This is a genomic window from Stenotrophomonas sp. CC22-02 (genome assembly GCF_004365115.1).
Classification (GTDB): domain Bacteria; phylum Pseudomonadota; class Gammaproteobacteria; order Xanthomonadales; family Xanthomonadaceae; genus Stenotrophomonas; species Stenotrophomonas forensis.
Genome location: NZ_SOCO01000001.1, coordinates 3,173,793 through 3,197,989, shown reverse-complemented (window position 1 = coordinate 3,197,989; position 24,197 = coordinate 3,173,793). Strand labels below are relative to the sequence as shown.

General features: G+C 67.7%; 19 protein-coding genes. 6 read left to right on the top strand and 13 right to left on the bottom strand.

From position 1 onward, the window contains the following. The first annotated feature begins 67 nt into the window (after nucleotides 1-67). Nucleotides 68-1,294, top strand: a complete 1,227-nt coding sequence (locus tag N440_RS14620; RefSeq protein ID WP_133935519.1) for an amino acid transporter — start codon at nucleotides 68-70, stop codon at nucleotides 1,292-1,294. Between the two features lie 98 nt (nucleotides 1,295-1,392). Here the strand turns inward: N440_RS14620 and N440_RS14615 are convergent, their stop codons facing one another. From N440_RS14615 to N440_RS14605, 3 genes are all read right to left on the bottom strand, one after another. After that, nucleotides 1,393-2,751: a TolC family outer membrane protein gene (locus N440_RS14615; protein ID WP_133935518.1), complete on the bottom strand. Its 1,359-nt coding sequence runs from the start codon at nucleotides 2,749-2,751 to the stop codon at nucleotides 1,393-1,395. A 16-nt stretch (nucleotides 2,752-2,767) separates the two neighbouring features. Beyond that, entirely contained in the window at nucleotides 2,768-3,415 is a 648-nt protein-coding gene (locus N440_RS14610) for a protein-L-isoaspartate O-methyltransferase (RefSeq protein ID WP_006468193.1), read from the bottom strand. Nucleotides 3,416-3,551: 136 nt separating this feature from the next. Continuing rightward, nucleotides 3,552-4,232 (bottom strand): TetR/AcrR family transcriptional regulator, encoded by a 681-nt coding sequence (locus tag N440_RS14605; RefSeq protein ID WP_008264859.1) that lies wholly within the window; start codon nucleotides 4,230-4,232, stop codon nucleotides 3,552-3,554. A 116-nt stretch (nucleotides 4,233-4,348) separates the two neighbouring features. On the opposite strand from N440_RS14605, the gene N440_RS14600 reads away from it, so the two are divergent. Together N440_RS14600 and N440_RS14595 are read left to right on the top strand one after the other, a co-directional pair. After that, nucleotides 4,349-5,479: an efflux RND transporter periplasmic adaptor subunit gene (locus N440_RS14600; protein ID WP_053450739.1), complete on the top strand. Its 1,131-nt coding sequence runs from the start codon at nucleotides 4,349-4,351 to the stop codon at nucleotides 5,477-5,479. Nucleotides 5,480-5,483: 4 nt separating this feature from the next. Continuing rightward, entirely contained in the window at nucleotides 5,484-8,645 is a 3,162-nt protein-coding gene (locus N440_RS14595; protein WP_133935517.1) for an efflux RND transporter permease subunit, read from the top strand. Nucleotides 8,646-9,041: 396 nt separating this feature from the next. On the opposite strand, the gene N440_RS14590 is transcribed toward N440_RS14595, so the two are convergent. Continuing rightward, nucleotides 9,042-9,947, bottom strand: a complete 906-nt coding sequence (locus N440_RS14590; RefSeq protein ID WP_133935516.1) for a LysR family transcriptional regulator — start codon at nucleotides 9,945-9,947, stop codon at nucleotides 9,042-9,044. A gap of 117 nt (nucleotides 9,948-10,064) precedes the next feature. Between N440_RS14590 and N440_RS14585 the strand changes: the two genes are divergently transcribed. Both N440_RS14585 and N440_RS14580 read left to right on the top strand, forming a co-directional pair. Beyond that, nucleotides 10,065-10,838: an SDR family oxidoreductase gene (locus N440_RS14585; RefSeq protein ID WP_049456964.1), complete on the top strand. Its 774-nt coding sequence runs from the start codon at nucleotides 10,065-10,067 to the stop codon at nucleotides 10,836-10,838. 114 nt (nucleotides 10,839-10,952) lie between these two features. Continuing rightward, nucleotides 10,953-11,987, top strand: a complete 1,035-nt coding sequence (locus tag N440_RS14580) for a hypothetical protein (RefSeq protein ID WP_133935515.1) — start codon at nucleotides 10,953-10,955, stop codon at nucleotides 11,985-11,987. Nucleotides 11,988-12,035: 48 nt separating this feature from the next. Here N440_RS14580 and leuB read toward each other — a convergent pair whose 3' ends face one another. The 9 genes from leuB to ilvC all read right to left on the bottom strand — a co-directional run bounded on the left by leuB (nucleotide 12,036) and on the right by ilvC (nucleotide 21,696). Further along, nucleotides 12,036-13,097 carry a 3-isopropylmalate dehydrogenase gene (gene leuB, locus N440_RS14575; protein ID WP_133935514.1) on the bottom strand — a complete coding sequence of 354 codons (1,062 nt, stop codon included), beginning with the start codon at nucleotides 13,095-13,097 and terminating at the stop codon, nucleotides 12,036-12,038. Continuing rightward, nucleotides 13,087-13,665 carry a 3-isopropylmalate dehydratase small subunit gene (leuD, locus tag N440_RS14570; RefSeq protein WP_133935513.1) on the bottom strand — a complete coding sequence of 193 codons (579 nt, stop codon included), beginning with the start codon at nucleotides 13,663-13,665 and terminating at the stop codon, nucleotides 13,087-13,089. Before leuD ends, leuB begins: the two co-directional genes overlap by 11 nt. Then, nucleotides 13,665-15,083: a 3-isopropylmalate dehydratase large subunit gene (gene leuC, locus N440_RS14565; RefSeq protein WP_133935512.1), complete on the bottom strand. Its 1,419-nt coding sequence runs from the start codon at nucleotides 15,081-15,083 to the stop codon at nucleotides 13,665-13,667. The genes leuD and leuC overlap by 1 nt, the downstream gene beginning before the upstream one ends. 60 nt (nucleotides 15,084-15,143) lie before the next feature. Next, nucleotides 15,144-15,917, bottom strand: coding sequence for a class I SAM-dependent methyltransferase (locus N440_RS14560; protein ID WP_133935511.1), 774 nt, complete (start codon nucleotides 15,915-15,917; stop codon nucleotides 15,144-15,146). Nucleotides 15,918-15,927: 10 nt separating this feature from the next. Then, nucleotides 15,928-17,514, bottom strand: a complete 1,587-nt coding sequence (locus N440_RS14555; RefSeq protein WP_053450730.1) for a 2-isopropylmalate synthase — start codon at nucleotides 17,512-17,514, stop codon at nucleotides 15,928-15,930. After that, complete coding sequence (locus tag N440_RS14550) at nucleotides 17,511-18,614, bottom strand: threonine dehydratase (RefSeq protein ID WP_133935510.1); 1,104 nt, start codon at nucleotides 18,612-18,614, stop codon at nucleotides 17,511-17,513. Before N440_RS14550 ends, N440_RS14555 begins: the two co-directional genes overlap by 4 nt. 96 nt (nucleotides 18,615-18,710) lie before the next feature. After that, the gene (locus N440_RS14545) at nucleotides 18,711-18,962 is read right to left on the bottom strand and encodes an ACT domain-containing protein (RefSeq protein WP_005419108.1); all 252 of its coding nucleotides are present in this window, start codon (nucleotides 18,960-18,962) and stop codon (nucleotides 18,711-18,713) included. Then, a complete protein-coding gene (gene ilvG / locus N440_RS14540) occupies nucleotides 18,946-20,682 on the bottom strand; it encodes an acetolactate synthase 2 catalytic subunit (protein WP_133935509.1) in 1,737 nt (578 codons plus the stop codon). The genes N440_RS14545 and ilvG overlap by 17 nt, the downstream gene beginning before the upstream one ends. A gap of 39 nt (nucleotides 20,683-20,721) precedes the next feature. Beyond that, the gene (gene ilvC, locus N440_RS14535; RefSeq protein ID WP_008265163.1) at nucleotides 20,722-21,696 is read right to left on the bottom strand and encodes a ketol-acid reductoisomerase; all 975 of its coding nucleotides are present in this window, start codon (nucleotides 21,694-21,696) and stop codon (nucleotides 20,722-20,724) included. 689 nt (nucleotides 21,697-22,385) lie between these two features. Between ilvC and ggt the strand changes: the two genes are divergently transcribed. Continuing rightward, the gene (gene ggt / locus N440_RS14530; RefSeq protein ID WP_133935508.1) at nucleotides 22,386-24,104 is read left to right on the top strand and encodes a gamma-glutamyltransferase; all 1,719 of its coding nucleotides are present in this window, start codon (nucleotides 22,386-22,388) and stop codon (nucleotides 24,102-24,104) included. Nucleotides 24,105-24,197 lie beyond the last annotated feature (93 nt).

The window sequence follows — 24,197 nt, the reverse complement described above, 5'->3', positions numbered from 1 at the left end:
CCGCCCTTCGCCGCAGGGTGCCAGCCTGCTGTCGAACGCGCTTGGGCGGGCATCAAGGAACCTTGCGATGGATAGCGACAGTGGCCCGGGCGGCATGCGCGATGCAGGGCCGGGCATGGATCATCTTGCGGTGGTGGCCCTGACCCTGATGCTGGGTGGCAGCGTGATCGCGCTGGTGGGGCAGCACACTGCCGCCCAGGCAGGCCCCGCCATCGTGTTGAGCCTGTTGCTGGCTGCGCTGGGCACAGGGCCGCTGCTGTACTGCCTGCACATCCTGGGCCAGCAGCTGCCGGCGGCCGACGGCCTGCATGGTCTGCTGCAGGCCCGCTGGGGCAGCGCCCCGGCCGGCCTGCTCGGCGGCGCGCTGCTGGCGGAGCTGGTGGCGACCAGCGCTGGCGTGGCGCAATCCATGGCCAGTCATATGCATGCATTGCTGGTCAGCGCTGGCATCGAGGCCGGCAACGCGATGCCGGTCGCGCTGACGGCCACCCTCGGCCTGCTTCTGCTGGGCGTGACCGTGTTGTTGCTACCGAGGCGCGCGGCACTGGTGGCCTGTGCGCTGTTGACGGTGAAACTGGGCACCGGCCTGCTGTTGCTGGCGCTGGCAGCCCGCCACGTGCATTACGCGTTGTGGATTCCGTGGTTGCCGGAAGCCACGGCACCCTATCGCTTCGGGCCAGGCGGGGTATTGGCGGCGAGCGTGCCGCTGCTTGGCGTGTTCGCCTGCGCCGGCCTGGTGCTGGGATTTCCGGGCATGTGCGGCCAGGCGCGCGCGCGACAGACGCTGCTGCTTGCGGGCGTGTTGCTGCTGGCGATGCTGCTGCTGATCGCGCTGGCTGCGTTGCAGGCCGGGCTGGTCGAGTTCCCGGCATTGGCCAGTACGCGACCGCTGTCGATGGCGTTGCAGCAGCATCCGCAACTGCAGTGGATGATGCCGCTGCTGCCGCTGGCGGGGGCGGCCGGGTTGGCGGCGTTGCTGCTGGTGCTGCTGCGGGTGGCGGCGCGGTTGGCAGTGCAGCTGTGGACTGCGGCGCGCGATGCAGCACCCGGATCTACCGCACCGATGATGCGGGTCGTCGTGGTGCTGTCGGCGGCGCTGTTGGCGCTGGCGATGCCGATGGGCACATTGCCGGTGCTGCCTGGCCCGGCAACCCTGCTGGTGATGGCGGCGCTGTGCGTGGCTGTCCTGCGCGCGCAGGTTCCGCTGCCACGCGCCGTGCCGGTGCTGGCCCCCCTGGCTGCCGCGCTGTGCCTGCTGGCCGCAGTGGAGCGGATGCGTGCCTGGCCCGGCTGACGGCAGGGAGGCGCCCAATGCAGGGAAGTTTCTGTCTGCCTCGCCCACAAAAAAGCCACCCTCGCGGGTGGCTTCTTCGTTGCCGGCAAGGCGACGGCTCAGTGCGTGGTCGTTGCCGGGTTGCCCGCGTCCTGGGTCAGCAGGCGGTTGACGTCCTGCAGCTCGGCCACATCCAGTGCGCCCAGCGACTGGCTCAGCAGCAGGCGGTTCTGCAGGAAGGTGTAACGCGCATTGGCGTAATCCAGCTGCGCCGAGAACAGGATGCGCTGGTTCTGGATCACGTCCAGCACGGTACGGGTACCGACTTCCAGGCCAACCTGCGAGGCGTCGTACGCACTCTGTGCCGAGACCACCGCCAGGCGGCGGGCTTCCACTTCGCTGATGCCCTGCACCAGGGTCTGGTAGGCATTGCGGGTGTTGCGGTCCAGCGCGCGCTTCTGCTGTTCGTAGCCGTCCTGGGCGATGTCACGCTGGGCCAGCGCCTGGCGCACGCCGGACTGGGTGGCACCGCCGGCGAAGATCGGCACGCTCAGGGTCAGGCCGATGCTGTTGGTGCGCGCATCGGGCGACAGCGAGCCGGAACCGGTGCTGTCACCCCAGGTCGCGCTCTTGCCCCAGCTGCCACCCAGCGACAGGGTCGGGTAGTGGCCACCGCGGGCGGCCTGCACACCAGCCTCGGCGGCACTGACCTTCAGTTCCTGCGCCTTCAGCGCCGGATTCTGATTGGTCGCCTGGTGCACCAGCTCGTCGATGTTGCCGCGGTTGGCCGGCACTTCCGGGCGGAAGTCGGCCGGCAGGCCGCGCAGGTTGACCACCGGCTGGCCGGTCAGTTCGGTCAGGGCCTGGTAGTTATCGGCCAGGGTGTTCTGCGCAACGATGGTGTTGGCGCGCGCCTGGTCGTACTGGGCGCGTGCTTCGTGCACGTCGGTGATCGGCGCCAGGCCCACTTCCAGGCGCTTGTCGGCGAAGTCGAACTGCTTCTTCGCGGCCGCTTCATTGGTCTGTGCAGCGTTCAGCGATTCGATCGCCACCAGCACGTTGAAGTAGGCCGCCGAGGTGCGCACGATCAGGCTGTCGTTGGCCGAATCGAGGGTGAAGTCCGCCGCCTTGCTCAGCTCGCGCTGCGAACGCAGGTTGTTGATCTGGGTCCAGTTGAACAGCGTCTGGCTGCCGTCGATCGTGTAGTTGCGGCGCTTGCTGGTGATCGTGCCGGAGTTGGCGTCATGGTCCGCCTCGGTGCGCGAGCGGTTCAGCGTGGCCTGGCCGTTGATCTGCGGCAGCAGGGCGGCGCGCGCCTGCACGGCGCCTTCCTTGTCGACCAGCCGGGTCGATTCGGCGGCGGACAGCTGCGGATCGCCATTGCGCGCCATCTCGTAGACCTGCAGCAGGTCGGCGGCATGGGCGGACAACGGCAGCAGGGCAGTGGCCAGCGCAACAGCGAGGGATCGGCGGATCATTGCGGCTTCCTTGGACTCAGAGGTGGAACTGGGGTGCCGGGGCGGCACCGCGCAGGTAATCGATATCGGTTTCGAACAGCGATTCGGTGCTGCCGTCGGCCTTGACCAGCAGGGCCTCCATCGCCGGCGAGCGGCCCTGGATCACGAACAGGCGGCCACCCGGACGCAGCCACGAGGCGAACTGTGACGGCACCACGTCGACCGCACCAGTGACACAGATCACGTCAAAGCGGCGTTCGGTCTGCCATGACAGGGCATCGGCCACTTCGACACGGACATTGGTGCCCAGGCCGGACGCGTCCAGGCGGGCGCGCGCGGCGGCGGCCAGTTCCGGGTCGATCTCCAGGCTCAGCACGTCGCGCGCCAGCGCGCCGATGCAGGCGGCCAGGAAGCCGCTGCCGGTGCCGATTTCCAGCACTTCGTCACCCGGCTGCAGGTCCAGTGCCTGCAGGGTACGGCCCTCGATGACCGGCTTCATCATCTTCTGGCCATGGCCGATCGGCAGTTCGACGTCGGCGTAGGCCAGCGCCCGGTGCGCGTCGGCGACAAAGGCCTCGCGCGGCAGGCGGGCGAGGACGTCGAGCACCTTGATGTCCAGCACGTCCCAGGGACGGATCTGCTGTTCCACCATCAGTTCGCGGGCGTGGGCGTAATCAATCGTCATGAGGTTCAAATCCAGCGCAGTGGGCCGGCCATTTTACCGGTGCCGGAGGCCGGCGGCGCGCCCAGAGCATCAGCTGCCGGGTGGCCGGGGTCGCAGTGCCGGAAGTCATCGCGACCTCCGGTTCGTTCAGTTTTGGTTATCCGGCCGTCCCGGCCCCTCGTGGCGCATAGGCGCGCAGGAAGAAGTCGATGCTGGCGGTCACGTGGGTGAGAGGGTCGCACTCCACCGGTGACAGTGGCATGCCGCACATCATATGCATGTGCACTTCGCCCTTCACCAGGGTCAGGAACTGCTGGCCGGCGAGGTAGTAATCGGCAATCTCCAGCTCGCCGCGTTCGCCGCGCGCGCGCAGGAAGTCGGCCAGGGCCGCGCAGGTACGTTCCGGGCCGGCCTGCCAGAACAGCTCGCGCAGGCGTTCATCGGTTTCCGGGGCCATCATCATGCGCTGGATGGAGATCGCCGCATCGGAGGTGATCAGCTCGAAGAAGGCCAGGCCGATGCCGATCAGCTGGTCGCGCAGCGGGCCGTCCGCGTCGGCCACGAACAGGGCGTCGGGCAGCATTTCAATGCATTTGGACTGCACGGCCTCGGAGAACAGGGTCTCCTTGTCGCCGAAATGGCTGTACACGGTCAGCTTCGAGACGCCCGCCTGGGCGGCGATGGCGTCCATGCTCACGCCGGTATAGCCCTGCTCGATGAACAGTGCCTTGGCTGCTTCAAGGATCGCCGCGCGCTTGCCGAGATCCTTGGGGCGCCCGGGTCCGGCGGCCTTGGCAGCGGGCTTGGCCGACGGCTTGCGGGAAGTGGGAGAACTCATCGCAACAATACTAGACCAAGCGGTTCGATATTTATACTATACCGACCGGTTTATTAAATTGGGCCGGCAGTCGCGGCTCCCCCTTGTTGGACCCTGCGTTTTCAGGACGTTGACCGATGAAGATCGTGCGCTGGATGGGCGGTATGGTGTGGGTGGCTGCGCTGGCAGCCTGTTCGGGACAGGAACAGGCGCCGCAGGCGGCCGTGCCGGTGCTGGTGGTGCATCCCGGTGAGCAGGCCGGGCAGGCGCCGGCGGCGTTCCCGGGCACGGTGCGTGCCCGCCAGGAAAGCCCGCTGTCGTTCCGCGTAGGCGGCAACCTGGTCAAGCGCCACGTCGATGCCGGCCAACGGGTGAAGAAGGGCGACGTGCTGGCCGAGCTGGACGTGGCCGACTTCGCGCTGCAGGCCCGCGCTTCGCAGGCCCAGCTGGCCGCGGCCGAAGCCGACCTGGTGCGCGCCCGCGACGACCTCAAGCGCTATCAGGTGCTGGCCGACCAGCAATTGGTCAGCCGTTCGCAGCTGGACCAGCAGTCTGCCGCGTTCAAGGCGGCGCAGGGCCAGGCCAATGCGGCGCGTGCCAACCTCGATGTGCTGCGCAACCAGGCCGACTACGCGCAGCTGCGCGCGCCGGCCGACGGCGTGATCGCCAGCCGCGAGGCCGAAGCCGGGCAGGTGGTGTCCGCCGGCCAGACCATCTTCAACCTGGCCGCCGACGGTGGCCGCGAAGTGCTGATCGACCTGCCTGAAGCCACCATCCGCGATTACGCGGTCGGCCAGCCGGTGGAGGTGGAGTTGTGGAACCGCCCGGGCCAGCGCCTGCCGGGCACGATCCGCGAGATTGCCGCCGCCGCCGATCCGCAGGCACGTACCTATGCGACCCGGGTCAGCCTGGCGGCCGACGCATTGGCCGATGTCGAACTGGGCCAGAGCGCACGTGTCTACAGCAGCGCCGGCCGCCACGGCACCCTGCAGCTGCCGCTGGGCGCGCTGCAGCGCGGTGCCAACGGTGCCGCCAGCGTGTGGGTGGTCGATCCGGCCAACAGCACGCTGAAGGCTGCGGCGGTCACCACCGGTGCCTACGGCAGCGAGACGGTGCCGGTGCTCACGGGCGTCGGCGCGGGTGACTGGGTGGTCGCCGCCGGTGGCCATCTGCTGCGGGCCGGCCAGCCGGTGATCGCGGTGGACCGGCAGAACCGCCCGGTGCTGAAGCCGGCCGCACCTGCCGCCGCCGCCAAGGCCAAGGAGTAAGCCGGTGCGCCGCTTCAATCTTTCCGAGTGGGCGCTGGCCAACCGTCCACTGGTGCTGTTCGCGATGCTCGCCTTCGCGCTGATCGGCGCCTGGTCGTACAAGCACCTGGGCCAGTCCGAGGATCCGCCGTTCACCTTCAAGGCGATGGTGGTGCGCACGCTGTGGCCGGGCGCCACCGCCGAGCAGGTCTCGCGGCAGGTGACCGAGCCGATCGAGAAGGCGCTGATGAATACCGGCGAGTACGAATTCATCCGCTCGTACTCGCGCCCGGGCGAATCACAGGTGATCTTCATGGCCCGCGACAGCCTGCGTTCCCGGCAGATTCCGGACCTGTGGTACCAGGTGCGCAAGCGCGTGGGCGACATCCGGGCGACGCTGCCGCGCGAGATCGTCGGCCCGTTCTTCAACGATGAGTTCGGCGATACCTACGGCAACATCTACGCGCTGACCGGCAAGGGCTTCGACTACGCCGTGATGCGCGACTACGCCGACCGCATCCAGCTGGAACTGCAACGCGTGCCGGACGTCGGCAAGATCGACCTGGTCGGCCTGCAGGACGAGAAGGTGTGGATCGAGCTGTCCAATACCCGCCTGGCCACGCTGGGCGTGTCGATGCAGCAGGTGCAGCAGGCGCTGGCCGACCAGAACGCGATCACCGGCACCAGCTTCTTCGAGACCGCCACCGATCGCGTGCAGCTGCGCGTGACCGGCCAGTTCAACGATATCGAGGCGATCCGCCAGTTCCCGATCCGGGCCGGCGACCGGACCGTGCACCTGGGTGACATCGCCGAGGTGAAACGCGGCTTCGCCGACCCGGCGTCGCCGAAGATGCGCTTCATGGGCGAAGAAGCGATCGGCCTGGCGGTGGCGATGAAGGACGGCGGTGACATCCTCAAGCTCGGTGCCAACCTCGATGCCGAGTTCGAGCGCCTGCAGAAGACCCTGCCGGCCGGCATGCAGCTGCGCAAGGTGTCCGACCAGCCGCAGTCGGTGGAAGAGTCAGTGGGCGAGTTCGTGCAGGTGCTGACCGAGGCGGTGGTGATCGTGCTGCTGGTCAGCTTCTTCTCGCTGGGCCTGCGTACCGGCCTGGTGGTGGGCGTGACCATTCCGCTGGTGCTGGCGATGACCTTCTTCGTCATGCACTACTTCGACATCGGCCTGCACAAGATCTCGCTGGGCGCGCTGGTGCTGGCGCTGGGCCTGCTGGTGGACGATGCGATCATCGCGGTGGAGATGATGGCCACCAAGATGGAGCAGGGCTACGACCGCCTGCGTGCGGCCAGTTTCGCCTGGGAGTCGACCGCGTTCCCGATGCTGACCGGTACCCTGATCACCGCGGCCGGCTTCCTGCCGATCGCCACGGCGGCATCGAGCACCGGTGAGTACACCCGCTCGCTGTTCCAGGTGGTGACCATCGCGCTGGTGGTGTCGTGGATCGCAGCAGTGCTGTTCATCCCGTACCTGGGCGACAAGATGCTGCCGGACCTGTTCAATCCGCAGCCGCCGAAGCCGGGCAGCCTGTCCGCGCGCTGGCATGCCAGGCGCCAGCAGTGGGCCGACCGCTACCCGGCGCTGGCCAACCTGATCGCACCGCCGCAGCACGGGCACGATCATGACCCGTACCAGCGCCCGTTCTACCGCAGCTTCCGTCGCTTCCTCGACGCCTGCCTGCGCCGCCGCTGGTGGGTGATCGCCGCGACCATCGCCCTGTTCGTGTTCTCGCTGATGATGTTCCGCTTCGTGCCGCAGCAGTTCTTCCCCGATTCGACCCGGCCGGAGCTGATGGTGGACATCGAGCTGGCCGAGGGCGCGTCGCTGCGCTCGACCCAGGCCCAGGCCGAGAAGCTGGAAAAGCTGCTGTCCAGCCGCGACGGCATCGCCAACTACGTGTCCTATGTCGGCACCGGCTCGCCGCGCTTCTACCTGCCGCTGGACCAGCAGCTGCCGGCGACCAACTTCGCCCAGTTCGTGGTGCTGGCCAAGGACATCAAGTCGCGCGAGAGCACCCGCGACTGGCTGCTGCACGAGGTGATCCCGAAGTTCCCGGATGTGCAGATGCGCGTGACCCGCCTGGAGAACGGCCCGCCGGTCGGCTACCCGGTGCAGATGCGCATTTCCGGCGAGCACATCGAGAGGGTGCAGGCGATCGCGCGCCAGGTCGAGGCCAAGGTGCGTGAGAATCCGCACGTGATGAACGTCAACCTGGACTGGAGCGAGCCGAGCAAGGTGGTGCGGCTGGTGATCGACCAGGAGCGTGCCCGCGCGCTGGGCGTGAGCAGTGCCCAGGTCAGCCAGTTCCTGTCCAGTTCACTGGCAGGGCAATCGGTGAGCGTGTACCGCGAAGGCAACCGCCAGATCGAGATGCTGCTGCGTGGTCCGGCCGATGAGCGCAACCAGCTGGAACTGCTGTCGAGCCTGTCGATGCCCACCGCCAACGGCGGCAGCATCACGCTGTCGCAGGTGGCGACGATGGAGTACGGCTTCGAGGACGGCATCATCTGGCACCGCAACCGACTGCCGACGGTGACCGTGCGCGCCGACATCAGCGATGGCATGCAGCCGCTGGACGTGGTGCACCAGATCCTGCCGACGCTGGACGGCATCCGCGCCGAACTGCCCAGCGGCTACCTGCTGGAAACCGGCGGTACGGTCGAGGATTCGGCCCGCGGGCAGAACTCGATCAAGGCCGGCATGCCACTGTTCCTGGTGGTGGTGGCGACGCTGCTGATGCTGCAGCTGCGCAGCTTCTCGCGCGCAGCGATGGTGCTGGTGACCGCGCCGCTGGGCATCATCGGTGCGACCCTGTTCCTGCTGCTGTTCCGCGCGCCGTTCGGCTTCGTGGCACTGCTGGGCACGATCGCACTGGCCGGCATGATCATGCGCAACTCGGTGATCCTGATCGACCAGATCCAGCAGGACATCGACGCCGGCCATGACCGCTGGCATTCGATCATCGATGCCACGGTGCGCCGCTTCCGTCCGATCGTGTTGACCGCGCTGGCTGCCGTACTGGCGATGATTCCGCTGTCGCGCAGCGCGTTCTATGGCTCGATGGCAATCTCGATCATGGGTGGCCTGATCGTGGGTACGGTGCTGACCCTGGTGTTCCTGCCGGCGCTGTACGCGGCCTGGTTCCGGGTCAAGGCGGACGAATCCGGGGCGTGATGCCCCGCGTTCTGCGGCTGCACCCGTCCGCGCATGGCGTGGATGGATCTGCTCGCGGGATCTGCTTTCTGTAGAGCCGAGCCATGCTCTTCGCGCGATGATGGGATGAGTCGAGCATGGCTCGACTCTACAGAGGCATCCACGCATGGCGTGGATGGATCTGCTCGCGGGATCTGCTTTCTGTAGAGCCGAGCCATGCTCGGCTGCTCTTCGCGCGATGATGGGATGAGTCGAGCATGGCGCGACTCTACAGAAGCATCCACGCATGGCGTGGATGGATCTGCTCGCGGGATCTGCTTTCTGTAGAGCCGAGCCATGCTCGGCTGCTCTTCGCGCGATGATGGGATGAGTCGAGCATGGCTCGACTCTACAGAGGCATCCACGCATGGCGTGGATCTACTGCAACTGCAGCCCCGCCCGCAGTACCGGCAACAACCACTCGATGAACACCTGCACGCGTTGCGCGCGGTGCTGCCGGTGCGGCTGCAGCAGGGTCACCGGCAGTGGCTGCGCAACGTGCAGCGGCAGCACTTCCACCAATGCGCCCGAAAGCAGTTCGGCCTGCACGTCGTAGCGCGGAATCTGCAGCAGCCCGAGCCCAGCCACGCAGCAGGCAATCGACGCCTCGGCGCTGTTCACCCGCACCCAGCCTGGCATCGGTAGCGTGCGCAGCTGGCTGCCATCCTGCCACTCCCACGCTTCCACCCGCGCCGTGGTCGGCGAAGCGTAGTTCACCGCGCGGTGCTGCTGCAGGTCGGCAGGATGCTGCGGCTCGCCGTGCTCGCGCAGATAGGCCGGTGCGGCAACGTTGACGAAGTCGAGCTGGCCCAGCGTGCGGGCCACCAGGCTGGAGTCGCTCAGCTGGCCGACGCGGAGTACGGCATCGCAGCCATCTTCGATCAGGTTCACCGCACGGTCGGTCATGCCCAGGTCCAGCTCCACCTGCGGGTAGCGTGCGAAGAAGTCGGGCAGGGCCGGGGCGAGGATGCGGCGGCCGATGCGGCTGGGCACGTCGATCTTCAGCAGTCCCACCGGCTGCGCGTCGTCCTGGCGGAACAGTGACTCGGCGTCCTCGACCTCGGCAATCAGGCGCAGGCAACGGGCATGGAACACGTCGCCATCGTGGGTGGTGGAGACCCTGCGGGTCGAGCGCTGCAGCAGGCGGGTGCCGAGCCGCTGTTCCAGCTCTGCAATGGCCGCCGATACCGTGGATCGGGGCAGGCCGAGCTGGTCGGCGGCGCGGGTGAAGCTGGCGCACTCCACAACCCGGGTGAAGATGCGGAAGCGATCGATCCGGTCCATTGTTCGCTGGCTCTGGAAAGTTAAGTCAATGTGGCGGGCTTTATCCGCGTTTTCTGCACGATATCGTCGTCAGGGCAGGGTTGCCACCCCGGGCAGCCCCCTCCCGAGACCAACGCCATGACCGACCATTCCCTCAAGGGCAAGACCGTGCTGATTGCCGGTGGCGCCAAGAACCTGGGCGGCCTGCTGGCCCGCGACTTTGCTGCGCAAGGGGCCAGGGCCATCGTCATCCATTACAACAGCGCCGCCACCCAGGCCGATGCCGAAGCCACCGTTGCCGCCGTGCAGGCCGCTGGCAGCAAGGCCGTAGCGCTGCAGGGAGACCTGACCTCGGCCGCGGCGATGGAGCGCTTGTTCGCCGATGCGGTGGCGGCGGTGGGCCGTCCTGACATTGCCATCAACACGGTCGGCAAGGTGCTGAAAAAGCCGCTGCTGGAGATCAGCGAAGCGGAGTACGACGAGATGAGCGCGGTCAACGCCAAGGCCGCCTTCTTCTTCCTCAAGGAGGCTGGTCGCCACGTCAATGATGGCGGCCGCATCTGCACTTTGGTCACGTCGCTGCTGGGTGCGTTCACGCCGTTCTATTCCAGCTATGCCGGCACCAAGGCGCCGGTGGAACACTTCACCCGCGCGGCGTCGAAGGAATTCGGCGAGCGCGGCATCTCGGTGACGGCCATTGGCCCGGGTCCGATGGACACGCCGTTCTTCTATCCGGCCGAGAGTGCCGATGCACAGGCGTACCACAAGACCGCAGCGGCGCTGTCCGCATTCACCCGCACTGGCCTGACCGACATCGCCGACATCGTGCCGTGGATCCGCTTCCTGGTCACCGATGGCTGGTGGATGACTGGCCAGACCATCCTGGTCAATGGCGGTTACACCACCAAGTAGAGACGAAACACGCGCGATTGCGGCGAACCTGAAGCGTCGCGCCATGCTCGACGCTTCATCCTGCAGGCCGTCCACGGGCACAATAGGCGGCTGTCCTGGGCCCGGAGTGCCAGCATGTTCCCCCACACGTTCCACGCTTTCACGTTGATGTTGATTGCCTTCAGCGGCGTTGCCGCTGCAACGCCCGCAGGAACCGATGCCCAGCAGTTCCAGCAGAACCTGATTGCAGTGCTGGAATGCCGCGCGACACCGGCGGTGCGGCAGGCACTGGGCAGCCAGCTGCGGGTCGTCCGCTATGGCTCCGCAACGGAACGACCGGCGCACCTGCGTGGCTGGCGCTTCATCGCAGCCGATCACACCGAGATCGAGAGCGCGGCCACGCGCATCGAACTGCCTGCGCCCATCACCGCCAACGGCATCACCACCCGCGAGCTGCTGGCCGACGACCTCGGTCTGGGCATGTCCCTCGATGCGGTGCAGCGTGAGCGCATCGTGGCCGAGGACGGCCTGCAGATGCGGACCAGCACGCTGCACGAGCCGTTCCGGGCCTGGTGGCGACCAGCGTCGGACGTTGCTGCGGCGGCACAGGCCTGGCGGGTGATACGAAGCGAGGGCGCAGGCAACCGCCTGTCGTGTGATTACCGGGAGCGATATCAGAAACTGGACGACCAGCAGGCGGCCGACCGCCTGCGCGAGGACCTGGTAGCGGTTCTGGAGTGCCGCGCGGACGCGGCGGCCTGGCAGCGCTTTGGCGAATTCTGGACGCGTGTCAGCGCGCACAGCCCGCTTGGGTGGCCGTCGCAGGTACGCGCGATGGACGCACCTGCATGCATGGCCCGCGAAGGCGGCTCCCGTTGTGAGCGGATAACGCTCGATGCGCCGATCACCGTGCATGGCCTGGCGGTGTCGTCGGTGATGATCGAGCCCAGTTACGCGTCAGGCCATGTTGCAGCGGACCTGGGCATGGTGCCCGTCGATGATGCACTTCAGGCGGCGATTCCAGGTGCCACGGCGGCCGGGGAAATCATCTGGACCTTGCCGGCAGCACCTCTGCAGGAACGGCCGCGCGAGCGCTTCGTGGTGCGCACCGACGATGGGCGCACCTTGATGGGGTGTGCGACGTCCAAGGCGATCCACAGCGGACGGTAGCCCGACGCGTGCGCGCCGGTGCCGGGCAGTGCCCGGCACCGTCATGCATCAGCCCAGCTTCGCCAGCACCGCATCCGTCGCGGCGGCGGTACTCACCGCCTGGCCCTTGGAGGCCAGGTCGGCAGTGAACACGCCGTCGTCCAGTACCGCATGCACGGCCGCTTCCACTGCAGCGGCTTCCGTTTCCAATCCCAGCGAATGGCGCAGCAGCATCGCAGCGCTGAAGATCGTCGCGTACGGGTTGGCGATGCCCTTGCCAGCGATATCCGGGGCCGAGCCATGGATCGGCTCGTAGATGCCGACCGCGCCCGGTTCACCCAGCGACGCCGACGGCAGCAGGCCCAGCGAGCCGGCCAGCATCGAGGCCTCATCGGTGAGAATGTCGCCGAACATGTTCTCGGTCACGATCACGTCGTACTCGCGCGGCTTGGCCAGCAGGTGCATGGCCATCGAATCAACCAGCTGGTGTTCCAGTGCCACGTCCGGGAATTCTTCCCGGCCGATGCGTGCGGCCACGTCACGCCACAGGCGCGAGGTCTCCAGCACGTTGGCCTTGTCCACCGAGGTGACCTTGCCACGGCGCTGTTGCGCCAGGCGGAAGGCACTGCGCAGCACGCGCTCGATCTCGGCCACGGTGTAGCGGCACAGGTCGCTGGCGCTGTCGGCGTCGCGGGTCTTGTCACCGAAGTAGATGCCGCCGGTCAGTTCGCGCACCACCACGAAGTCCACGCCCTGCAGCAGCTCGGCCTTGATCGGCGAGGCGTGCAGCGCCGCCTCGTGGGTACGTACCGGGCGCAGGTTGGCATACAGGCCAAGCGCCTTGCGGATCGCCAGCAGGCCCTGTTCCGGGCGCACCTTGGCGTTCGGGTCGGACCACTTCGGGCCCCCCACGGCGCCCAGCAGCACTGCATTGGCGGCCTGGCAGGCGGCCAGGGTGGCGGCCGGCAGCGGCTCGCCGTGACGATCGATGGCGATGCCACCGATGTCGTGTTCGCTGAAAGCAAAGGTGTGGTTGAAGCGTTCGGCGACGGCCTTCAGGACGGCAACTGCCGCGGCGGCCACTTCCGGGCCGATGCCATCACCGGGCAGGACAACAATTTCAGCGTGCATGCTCACTCTCGTAACGTTCGATTTCAGGGACACGGCCCAACAGATACCCCAACTGGTCGACACCTTCCAGCAGGCAGGTCTGCGAGAAGCCATCCAGCGGGAAGGAGTAGATGCGGCCATCCGGGGTGCGCAGTTCGCGCGCGGCCACGTCGATGGTCAGTTCATCGTCCGGACGCTGCATCAGCGCCTGCACGTCGGCCTCGTCCAGCACGATCGGCAGCAGGCCGTTCTTGAGCGAGTTGCCGCGGAAGATGTCGGCGATCTCGCTGCTGACGATGGCGCGCAGGCCGAGGTCGGTCAGCGCCCACGGTGCATGCTCGCGCGAGGAACCGCAGCCGAAGTTGCGGCCCGCCAGCAGGATGCTGCGGCCGGCGTTGTGCGGCTGGTTGAAGGCGAAGTCGGCCACCGGCGAACCATCGGCCTGCCAGCGCCAGTCATTGAACGCATTGCGGCCCAGGCCGGCACGTTCGGTGGTGGACAGGAACCGCGCCGGAATGATCTGGTCGGTGTCGATGTTGGTCTGGCGCAGCACCACGCTGGGCGAGCTCAGGGTACGGAAACCGGCCATCACGCCACCTCCTGTGCGAACAGTTCGCGGGTATCGGCCACCTGGCCTTTCACCGCCGCCCATGCCGCGCTCATCGGCGACGCCAGCAGGGTGCGCGAACCGGGGCCCTGGCGGCCCTCGAAGTTGCGGTTGCTGGTGCTCACCGCCAGCTGGCCGGGTGCGACCAGGTCACCGTTCATGGCGATGCACATCGAGCAGCCCGGCTCGCGCCACTCGGCACCGGCCGCGCGCACGATCTCATGGATGCCTTCGGCCTCGGCCTCGCGCTTGACGATCTCCGAGCCCGGCACCACCAGCATGCGCACGCCGTCGGCGACGCGGCGGCCACGCAGCACCTGTGCCACTTCGCGCATGTCGCTCAGGCGGCCGTTGGTGCACGAACCAACGAACACCACATCCACCGGCGTGCCGGCCAGCGCCTTGCCGGCCTGGAAGTGCATGTAGTCCAGGCCCTTCTGCGCGGCGGCATCGTTGGCGGCCGGAATCGGCGCATCCACCGCGATGGCAGTACCCGGATGGGTGCCCCAGGTCAGGGTCGGGCGGATATCGGCGGCGTCGATGTGCACTTCGCTGTCGAAGCGTGCGCCGTCATCGCTGCGCAGCTGCTGCCAGCGCGCCACGGCGGCGTCGAAGTCGGCGCCCTTGGGGCCGCGCGGGGTGTTGGCGACGAAGTCGAAGGTGACCTGGTCCGGGGCGACCATGCCGGCACGCGCGCCGGCCTCGATCGACATGTTGCACAGGGTCATGCGCTGTTCCATGTCCATCGCCGTGATGGTGCTGCCACGGAACTCGATCACGTGGCCGGTACCGCCGTTGACGCCGATCACGCCGATGATGTGCAGGACCACGTCCTTGGCACCAACGCCGGGTGCCAGCGGACCGTCCACGGTGATCGCAAAGGTCTTGGCCTTGCGCTGCAACAGGCACTGTGTGGCCAGCACATGGCCGACTTCACTGGTGCCGATGCCGAACGCCAGCGAACCGAACGCACCATGGGTGGAGGTGTGGCTGTCACCGCAGACGATGGTCATGCCAGGCTGGGTGAAGCCCTGTTCCGGGGCGATCACGTGGACGATGCCGCGGTTGTCCGAGGCCATGTCGAACAGCTCGATGCCGTGCTCGGCGCAGTTGCGTGCCAGCGTGGCGACCTGCGCCTCGGAGGCGGCGCTGGCGTAGGGCAGGGTGCCGTCGGCGGCGGCCGGCAGGGTTGGCGTGGAATGGTCCATCGTCGCCTTGGTGCAGTCCGGCCGGCGCGGCGACAGGCCGCGCTCGCGCAGCTCGGTGAACGCCTGCGGTGATGTCACCTCGTGGATCAGGTGCAGGTCGATGTACAGCACGGCGGGCGCACTGTCGGATTCGGGAACCACCACGTGGGCGTCCCACAGTTTGTCGTACAGGGTGCGGGGTGCGGAAGTCATGCGTGTGCCTGGCAGAAGTACGAAGGTGCGGACATCGGGAAAGATAACGAACGGAACATGTCAGCGGCGACGGGCGAGTACCCGCAGCCGCACGTAGTCGGCCAACGGCTGGCCGGCGGCGTTGCGCGGCAGATCGGCCAGCAACGCGGTGGCGGCCTCGCGCACGGTGGCGCGGGCCTCGGCGGGCAGATCGTCCAGCAGCGGTGCAGCGAATACCCGCAACCAGCCGGCCACGCCGGTTGGCAGCGCAGTCGGGCGCGGCGTGCACTCGATCAGCTGCACCTGGAAGCCATGCTGGCGCAAGCGGTCGGCGTAGGCGTCGGCGCTGGGGAAATACCACTGGAAGGCGCTGGTACCGTGACCATGCGCCACACGCGCGGCCTGCACCGCGGCGATGATCGTGGCCACATTGCCGTGGCCGCCGAACTCGGCAACAAAGCGGCCACCCGGGCGCAGGGCACGGCGCACGCCTTCCAGAACGCGGTCCGGGCCGCCCATCCAGTGCAGGGCGGCGTTGCTGAACACCGCATCGAACTCGCTGTCGAAGGTCAGTGCGCGGCCATCCATCACCTGCGCATCGACGCCACGCGCACGCGCCGCGATCACCAGTTCCGGCGATGCGTCCACGCCGTGGATGCGTGCGCCGCTGAGGGCCAGTTCGGTGCTGAGCACGCCATCGCCACAGCCCAGGTCGAGGATGCGTTCACCGGCGCGCGGGTCGAGCAGGCGCGCCACCGCGCCGCCGAGCAGCGGCACGAAGCCGGCGTCGATCGCATAGTCCTGGGCGTTCCAGTGCTGCCCTGCAGGCAGCGCAATGGTGTCGAAGGCGCTCATGGCGGGTTCCTCAGGCGGTGGCGGGGGTGGGAATGTCGGTGCTGCTGTGGGCGGCGGCCTGGCGCTGGCGCAGCAGGCGGTTGGCAACATCCAGCCAGGCCAGCGCGGAGGCTTCGATGATGTCCTTGCTGGTGCCGGTGCCGTCGTACTCCACGCCCTCGTGGCGCACGCTCAGGTTGGCTTCGCCGCGCGCATCGGCGCCGATGCCGACGCTGTGCACGTGGTAGCTGTCCAGCATCAGCTGCACGCCGGTGGCCGCCGACAGCGCGCCGAACAGCGCATCGACCGGGCCGTCGCCCTGCGCGGTCTCGGCCACGCGGTTGCCATCGGGGTCGGACAGTTCGACCAGCGCGTTGGCGCGGCTGCCGACGTCACTGATGGTCATCGAGGCCAGGCGGTAGCCCTGCGCATTGGAGCCGCCCTGCATCAGCGTCTGCAGATCGGCATCGGTGACCACGCGCTGCTGTTCGCACAGGCCCTTGAACTGCTCGAACACCAGTTTCAGTTCGTCTTCGTCCAGCCAGAAGCCCAGCGCACGCAGGCGCGCTTCGACGGCGGCGCGGCCACTGTGGCGGCCCAGCACCATCTGCGAGTCTTCCCAGCCCACATCTTCCGGGCGCATGATTTCGTAGGTGCCACGATGGCGCAGCATGCCGTGCTGATGGATGCCCGATTCGTGGGCGAAGGCGTTGGCACCGACGATGGCCTTGTTGCGCTGCACCGGCATGCCGACCAGGCGCTGCAACAGCTGCGAAGTGCCGACGATGCGCGGGGTGTTGATCGCGCTGTCCTGCTCGTAGAAGGCCTGGCGCACCTTCAGCACCATCGCGATCTCTTCCAGCGAGCAGTTGCCGGCGCGCTCGCCGATGCCATTGACGGTGCATTCGACCTGGCGCGCACCACCTTCGATGGCGGCCAGCGAGTTCGCCACGGCCAGGCCCAGGTCGTTGTGGCAGTGCGCGCTGAAGATCACGTTGGCGGCATTGGGAACGTCGGCGACGCCGGCGATGACCTGCTGGAACATCGCGCGGATCTCTTCCGGCGTGGTGAAACCGACGGTGTCGGGCAGATTGATGGTGGTGGCGCCGGCGGCGATGGCCACGCGCGAAACTTCAATCAGGTAATCCAGCTCGGTGCGGGTGGCATCCTCGGCCGAGAACTCGACATCGTCGATGTACGAGCGTGCCAGTGATACGTGCTTGCGTACCGACTCCAGTACCTGCTCGCGGGTCATGCGCAGCTTGTGCTCGCGGTGCAGCGGGCTGGTCGACAGGAAGACGTGCAGGCGCGGGTTGGCAGCCGCTTCCAGTGCGCGTGCCGAGGTTTCGATGTCGGCCTGCAGGCAGCGCGACAGCACCGCCAGGCTCAGGCTCGGGCGGCGCAGTTCGCGGCCGATCAGGGCCATCGCCTCACGGTCGGACTGCGAGCTGGCCGGGAAGCCGGTCTCGATGATGTCCACGCCCAGTTCGTCCAGCGCACGCGCCATCACCAGCTTCTGCGGCGGGCTCATGCTGCAGCCGGGGGACTGCTCGCCATCACGCAGGGTGGTGTCGAAGATGCGGATGCGCGGGGTGGTAATTCGTTCAATGGTGGTCACAGGGAAATCTCCTCGACAGCGGGTGCGACGGCTTGCAGGGGGGAAGGGGGAGAGGCAGGGGATGCGAGGGCGCTGGCCTTGCTGGGGGAGCGCGGTGGTGTGCGGTTGGTGTCGCTGCGCCGCCGCCGTGGCTTGCGCGGCGGGCGCGGTCGGATGTCGGTGAGCAGGCCGGCCAGGACGCCGGCGTCGATATTCCCGCCGGAGACCACCGCGCACTTGCGGCGGCCGGCGACGCGGCGGCCGGCGGCCAGCGCCAGCGCGCCAGCACCCTCGGCGATGATGTGTTCTTCCAGCGCCAGCCGGACCAGGGTTTCGCGCAGTTCGGCCTCGCGCACGATCACCACGTCGTCCAGCAGCGAGGTGCACAGCCGGCGGGTCAGGAAGCCGGGGATCTTCACCCGCACGCCGTCGGCCAGCGAAGCGACGGGGGCGATCTCGCGGGTATCGCCGCGGATCGCGCGTGCCATCGAATCGACGCCTTCCACCTGCGCACCCACCACGCGAACGCCCTGCGATTTCAGCGCCAGCGCGACGCCGGAGGCCAGGCCGCCACCGCCGATTGGAACGATCACCACATCCGGTGCGTGTGCGGCCAGCTCGATGCCTACCGTACCCTGGCCGGCGATCACGTCGGCATCGTCGAACGCGGACAGGAAGCGGTAGCCATGGCGCTGCGCCAGTTCCACCGCGAAGGCATAGGCCTCGTCGTAGCTGTTGCCATGCTGGCGCACGGTGGCGCCCCAGTGGGCGACGCCGGCGATCTTGGTTGCCGGAGCGCCGTGCGGCATCACGGTGATGGCGGGCACGTCCAGGCGGTAGGCGGCCCAGGCTACGCCCTGGGCGTGGTTGCCGGCCGAGGCGCAGATCACCGGCCGGGTGTCGCCGCGCTCACGGCCGGCCAGCAACGCATTCAATGCACCGCGTACCTTGTAGGAGCCGGTGCGCTGCAGGTTTTCCAGCTTCAGCCAGGTACCGAAGCGCTCGGCATGGTGCAGCGGCGTGGGTGGCAGGAAGCGGCGCAGGCGGGCCTGCGCAGCCAGCACGTCGGCGACGCTTACGTCGCCGACATCGCTTTCCTGGCTGGCATCAGCGGCCGGCATGGGCCACCAGCGGGGTGCGGGCGACCGCCGCATGCGGGCACGGGCGGCGAAGAAGACGCCTCCGTACCGGCACCGTGGTCGCTACGGTACGGGTGTTCATACGGATGCTCCTTCCACGGCGGTGACCTGCACGGACACGCAGTCGTAGATCTTCTCGATCTGCCGGCACAGCGTTTCCGCCGGGCGCTGGCCGTCCACCACCAGCTGCAGGTGCCAGCGGCCATCGTCGGCCGCCACCGGCGCGCCGCTGATCGCACGCGGCGCGAAACCGCGGCGTTCGGCCATGCCGATCACGCGCAGCAGCGCGCCTTCGGCCGGGTGCAGCACCAGGTCAAGCCGGTAGTGCATTGGGGGTCTCCTGGCGGGCGTGGGCGGGATTGCTTTCCAGCATCGTGCTGTTGGCGGTGTTCGGCGGCACCAGCGGCCACACGTTGGCGCGTGCATCGATGGCCACGTGCAGCAGGGCCGGGCCCGGCTCGGCCAGCAGCGCGGCCAGCCCGCCTTCGACGTCGTCGCGTGCATCGATGCGGGTCGCGGCGATACCGAACACCTGCGCCAGCGCCACGAAGTCCGGGTTATCGGACAGGTCGATCTCGCTGTAACGCTCGGCGAAGAACAGCTCCTGCCACTGCCGCACCATGCCCAGCGAACTGTTGTCCAGCAGCACGATCTTCACCGGCAGCCGGCAACGCGCGATGGTCGCGAGCTCCTGCACGTTCATCATGAAGCTGCCGTCGCCGGACACCAGCACCACGGTGCGATCGGGGCAGGCGAACTGCGCGCCCATCGCCGCCGGCAGGCCGAAGCCCATGGTGCCCAGCGCACCACTGGTGAGGTGGTTGCGCGGGTGGTTGAAGCGGCAATGCTGTGCCACCCACATCTGGTGCTGGCCGACATCGCAGGCGATCACCGCATCGGCCGGCGCCAGCTCGCTCAGGCGCTTCAGCAGGGCCGGGGCGTAGATGTGCTGGCCCGGTGCGTCGTAGCGCGCGGCGAATCGGTCACGATGCTGCGTACAGCGCCTGCGCCATGCGTCCTGGTGGGCCTTGGGGGAGGGAAAGGCCGCACGCAGGGCGCGGATGGCATGGCCGACATTGCCGGGCACGGCGACGTCGGCACTGCGCAGCTTGGAGATCTCGTAGGCGTCGGCGTCGATGTGGACGACGCGGGCGAACGGCGCGAACTCGGCCAGCTTGCCGGTGGCGCGGTCGTCGAAACGCGCCCCCAGCACCAGCAGCAGGTCGCTTTCCTGCACCGCCATGTTGGCGGCGCGGGTGCCGTGCATGCCCAGCATGCCCAACGATTGCGGATGGTTGGCCGGCAGGGCGCCCAGCCCGCGCAGCGTCATCACGGTGGGGATGGCGCTGGCCTCGACGAAGTCACGCAGGTCCTGCACTGCATCGCCCAGCGCGATGCCGCCGCCGGCGTAGACCACCGGCTTTTCGGCGGCCGCCAGTGCGGCGATGGCTTCGGCGATGGCCGCTTCGGCCGGGGCCGGCGGCGGCTCGACGCTGCTCGGCACGTGCGCTGGCAGATGGCTGGCATCGGCCAGCTGCACGTCCTTGGGCAGGTCGATCAGCACCGGGCCGGGCCGGCCCTCGCGGGCGATACGGAACGCATCGGCGACCACGCGCGGCAGGTCGTCAACACTGCGCACCAGCCAACTGTGCTTGACGATCGGCAGGGTCAGGCCGAACACATCCAGCTCCTGGAAGGCGTCGGTGCCCAGCAGCGGCGTGCCGACCTGGCCGGTGATGCAGACCATCGGCACCGAATCCAGCATCGCATCGGCGATGCCGGTGACCAGGTTCGAGGCGCCCGGGCCGGAGGTGGCCACGCAGACGCCGACCTGGCCGCTGGCGCGGGCGAAGCCGTTGGCGGCCAGTGCGGCGCCCTGCTCATGGCGCACCAGGATGTGCTTCAGCGACGAATCCACCAGCGCGTCGTAGAACGGCATGATGGTGCCGCCGGGATAGCCGAACAGCGTGCGGACGCCTTCGGCTTCCAGCGCCTGGGTCAGCCAGCGCGCGCCATTGGGCGGCGCGCTGCGGTGTGTCGAAGAGTTCATGGGGGAACCTTGCAAAGCGGGTGGGGGAGGGCCGCGTGGTTACGCGGCCTGTCCTTGCAACCAGACCATCTTGGCGCGCAGTTCCTTGCCCACCTTTTCGATCGGGTGCTCCAGGTCGGCCTGCTTGAACTTGTTGTAGTTCGGCAGGCCCGCTTCGTACTCGGCCACCCAGTTCTTGGTGAAGGTGCCGTCCTGGATGTCCTTCAGCACTTCCTTCATGCGCGCCTTGGTACCGGCGTCGATCACGCGCGGGCCGCTGACGTAGTCGCCGTACTGCGCGGTCTCGGAAATGAATTCCAGCATGCGCGAGATGCCGCCTTCGTAGAACAGGTCGACGATCAGCTTCAGTTCGTGCAGCACTTCGTAGTAGGCGATCTCCGGCTGGTAACCGGCTTCGACCAGGGTCTCGAAACCGGCCTGCACCAGCGCCGAGGCGCCGCCGCACAGCACCGCCTGTTCGCCGAACAGATCGGTCTCGGTCTCTTCCTTGAAGGTGGTCTGGATCAGGTTGGCGCGGGCGCCGCCCAGGCCACCGGCATAGGCCAGGGCGTAGTCGGCGGCCTTGCCGCTCTTGTCCTGGTAGACCGCCCAGATGCACGGTACGCCGCGGCCGATTTCATACTCGCGGCGCACCAGCGCGCCCGGGCCCTTCGGCGCGACCAGCACCACGTCCAGGTCCTCGCGCGGCTTGATCATGTCGAAGTGCACGTTCAGGCCGTGCGCGAACAACAGCACCGCGCCCTGCTTCATGTTCGGCGCCAGCACGTCGTCGTAGAGCTTCTTCTGCACCATGTCCGGGGTCAGCACGGCGACCAGGTCGGCGTCCTTCACCGCTTCGGCCGGTGCTTTCACGGTGAAGCCGTCGGCCTGCGCCTTGACCTCGGTCGGGCCGCCCGGACGCAGGCCTACCACCACGTCGAAGCCTGATTCGCGCAGGTTCAGTGCGTGGGCGCGGCCCTGGCTGCCGTAGCCGATGACGGCGATCTTGGTCTGGGGCAGGTCGTTGGTGCTCATGGGGGAGGTTCCTTGCGGTGGGAAGAAAAAAGAACGGCCGGTCGTCGAGGTGACGTGCCGGCCGGTCAGGGGAAAGCGGTGGAGGAGGTGCCACGCATCGCACAGGCACAGCTACCACGAGGCGTCGTGGTGGTGCGGGTCCTGGTGTTGAAGGAGGCGTTTTTCATGGTGGTTGCGTCTGAAACCAGGTCCTGAAATGAAAAAACCCGCACCGGGGCGGGTGCGGGTTTTTGATGAGTTCCGGTGTGTTTGTTGCTTACACGCTGGCTCGTCCCGCACCTGTGGGTTGGGTAATAAGTACGAGCACAAGAATCGAACGCAGCGATGCGGCGCCGGTGTCGGCGGCTTCGATGTGGGTTCGCGGTGGCGTGTTGTGATGCAACATGTGATCGAGAGAAACACAGCCGTTTTGGCGATGTCAACCCTCGCGATAGATTTTTTTTCGGTTTCCGCTGCATCCAGCGCAATCGCTTGTGGCGCAAGGATGGTTGCCGCTGAAAGTGTTTCGGTGAACCCGAATTCACTCTTTATCAGGGCAGCTTTTGCGCGGATTCCGGCTTGTATTCGCCTTGCTGGGGGCGGACCAAGGTCCGCACCCAGCAAAGGCCTTCGCCCATGACCTCTGCCCGATACCGCGTGAAGGCCGCAGCGGCGAAGATCGGGGACCACCCTTCCATCGGAACCCGACCGTGTCCCGACGTCTTGCCCGTTCCCTGCTGGCCGCCGCCGTGCTGGCCACCGTGCCCGCACTGTCCTCTGCCGCCGACCGCATCACCGGCCACACCTTCGCCACCCGTTCGGAAGTGATCGCGCCCCATGCCATGGCGGCCACATCGCAGCCGCTGGCCACCCAGATCGCACTCGATGTGATGAAGGGCGGTGGCTCGGCGGTGGACGCGGCAATCGCCGCCAACGCTGCACTCGGCCTGATGGAGCCCACCGGCAACGGCATCGGCGGCGACCTGTTCGCCATCGTCTGGGACCCGAAGACGCAGAAGCTGTACGGCTACAACGGTTCGGGCCGCTCGCCGAAGTCGCTGACCCTGGCCGAGTTCCAGCGCCGTGGCCTGAAGGACATCCCGGCCACCGGCCCCCTGCCGGTCTCTGTGCCCGGCGCAGTCGACGGCTGGTTCGCGCTGCACGACCGCTTTGGCCGCACGCCGATGGCCGACAACCTGGCGCCGGCAATCCGCTACGCCCGCGAGGGCCATCCGGTGGCCGAAGTGATCGCCTACTACTGGGATCGCTCGGTGCCCAAGCTGTCGCAGTACCCTGGCTTCAAGGAGCAGTTCACGATCAACGGCCACGCCCCGCGCAAGGGGGAGATGTGGAAGAACCCGAACCTGGCCAGCACCCTGCAGAAGATCGCCGATGGCGGGCGCGACGCCTTCTACAAGGGCGATATCGCCCGCACCATCGGCGACTACTTCAAGGCCAACGGCGGTTACCTCAGTTACCAGGACATGGCCGACCACCATGGCGAGTGGGTCGAGCCGGTCAGCAGCAACTACCGCGGCTACGACGTGTGGGAACTGCCGCCGAACAGCCAGGGCATCGCGGCACTGCAGATCCTCAACGTACTGGAGGGCTACGATTTCTCGAAGATTCCGTTCGGCTCGCCGGAACATGTGCATCTGTTCGTCGAAGCGAAGAAGCTGGCCTTCGCCGACCGTGCGCGTTTCTACGCCGACATGGCGTTCCAGCCGGCGCCCGTGCAGAAGCTGATTTCCAAGGAGTACGCCGCGCAGCGCCGCGCGCTGATCTCGATGGGCAAGGCGTTGAAGGAAGTGCAGCCGGGCACACCGAAACAGCTGGAAGAGGGCGACACCATCTACATGACCGTGGCCGACGCCGACGGCATGATGGTGTCGCTGATCCAGTCCAACTACCGCGGCATGGGGAGTGGCATGGCGCCGCCGGGGCTGGGCTTCATCCTGCAGGATCGCGGCGAGATGTTCGTGCTGCAGAAGAACCATCCCAACGGCTATGCGCCGGGCAAGCGGCCGTTCCAGACCATCATCCCGGCCTTCATCACCAAGGGCGGCAAGCCGTATGCCAGCTTCGGCGTCATGGGCGGCGCGATGCAGCCGCAGGGTCACGCGCAGATCGTGATGAACCTGGTGGACTTCGGCATGAACCTGCAGGAAGCCGGTGATGCACCGCGCATCCAGCACGAGGGCTCGACCGAACCGACCGGGCAGGCCACGGCGATGACCGATGGCGGTGAAGTGAATCTGGAAACCGGATTCCCGTATGAGACGGTGCGTGCGCTGATGCGCAAGGGGCATCGCATCGTGTTCGCCGACGGCCCATATGGTGGGTACCAGGCGATCATGCGTGATCCGGATACCGGGGTTTACTACGGTGCGTCGGAGAGCCGCAAGGATGGGCAGGCGGCGGGGTACTGAGGTTTCCCGGCCAACGGGCTGAGCCCCCTCTGCGGTGATGGCAGCGATGCGGGGCTTGGCCGGGCGGGTGAGCTGGTCGGGGGACGCCGTGAA

Excerpts from the sequence above, each read along its gene's own strand:
- N440_RS14620 (WP_133935519.1), top strand. The coding sequence starts at position 68 with ATGGATAGCGACAGTGGCCCGGGCGGCATGCGCGATGCAGGGCCGGGC.
- N440_RS14615 (WP_133935518.1), bottom strand. The coding sequence starts at position 2,751 with ATGATCCGCCGATCCCTCGCTGTTGCGCTGGCCACTGCCCTGCTGCCG.
- N440_RS14610 (WP_006468193.1), bottom strand. The coding sequence starts at position 3,415 with ATGACGATTGATTACGCCCACGCCCGCGAACTGATGGTGGAACAGCAG.
- N440_RS14605 (WP_008264859.1), bottom strand. The coding sequence starts at position 4,232 with ATGAGTTCTCCCACTTCCCGCAAGCCGTCGGCCAAGCCCGCTGCCAAG.
- N440_RS14600 (WP_053450739.1), top strand. The coding sequence starts at position 4,349 with ATGAAGATCGTGCGCTGGATGGGCGGTATGGTGTGGGTGGCTGCGCTG.
- N440_RS14590 (WP_133935516.1), bottom strand. The coding sequence starts at position 9,947 with ATGGACCGGATCGATCGCTTCCGCATCTTCACCCGGGTTGTGGAGTGC.
- N440_RS14585 (WP_049456964.1), top strand. The coding sequence starts at position 10,065 with ATGACCGACCATTCCCTCAAGGGCAAGACCGTGCTGATTGCCGGTGGC.
- N440_RS14580 (WP_133935515.1), top strand. The coding sequence starts at position 10,953 with ATGTTCCCCCACACGTTCCACGCTTTCACGTTGATGTTGATTGCCTTC.
- leuB (WP_133935514.1), bottom strand. The coding sequence starts at position 13,097 with ATGCACGCTGAAATTGTTGTCCTGCCCGGTGATGGCATCGGCCCGGAA.
- leuD (WP_133935513.1), bottom strand. The coding sequence starts at position 13,665 with ATGGCCGGTTTCCGTACCCTGAGCTCGCCCAGCGTGGTGCTGCGCCAG.
- leuC (WP_133935512.1), bottom strand. The coding sequence starts at position 15,083 with ATGACTTCCGCACCCCGCACCCTGTACGACAAACTGTGGGACGCCCAC.
- N440_RS14560 (WP_133935511.1), bottom strand. The coding sequence starts at position 15,917 with ATGAGCGCCTTCGACACCATTGCGCTGCCTGCAGGGCAGCACTGGAAC.
- N440_RS14550 (WP_133935510.1), bottom strand. The coding sequence starts at position 18,614 with ATGCCGGCCGCTGATGCCAGCCAGGAAAGCGATGTCGGCGACGTAAGC.
- N440_RS14545 (WP_005419108.1), bottom strand. The coding sequence starts at position 18,962 with ATGCACTACCGGCTTGACCTGGTGCTGCACCCGGCCGAAGGCGCGCTG.
- ilvG (WP_133935509.1), bottom strand. The coding sequence starts at position 20,682 with ATGAACTCTTCGACACACCGCAGCGCGCCGCCCAATGGCGCGCGCTGG.
- ilvC (WP_008265163.1), bottom strand. The coding sequence starts at position 21,696 with ATGAGCACCAACGACCTGCCCCAGACCAAGATCGCCGTCATCGGCTAC.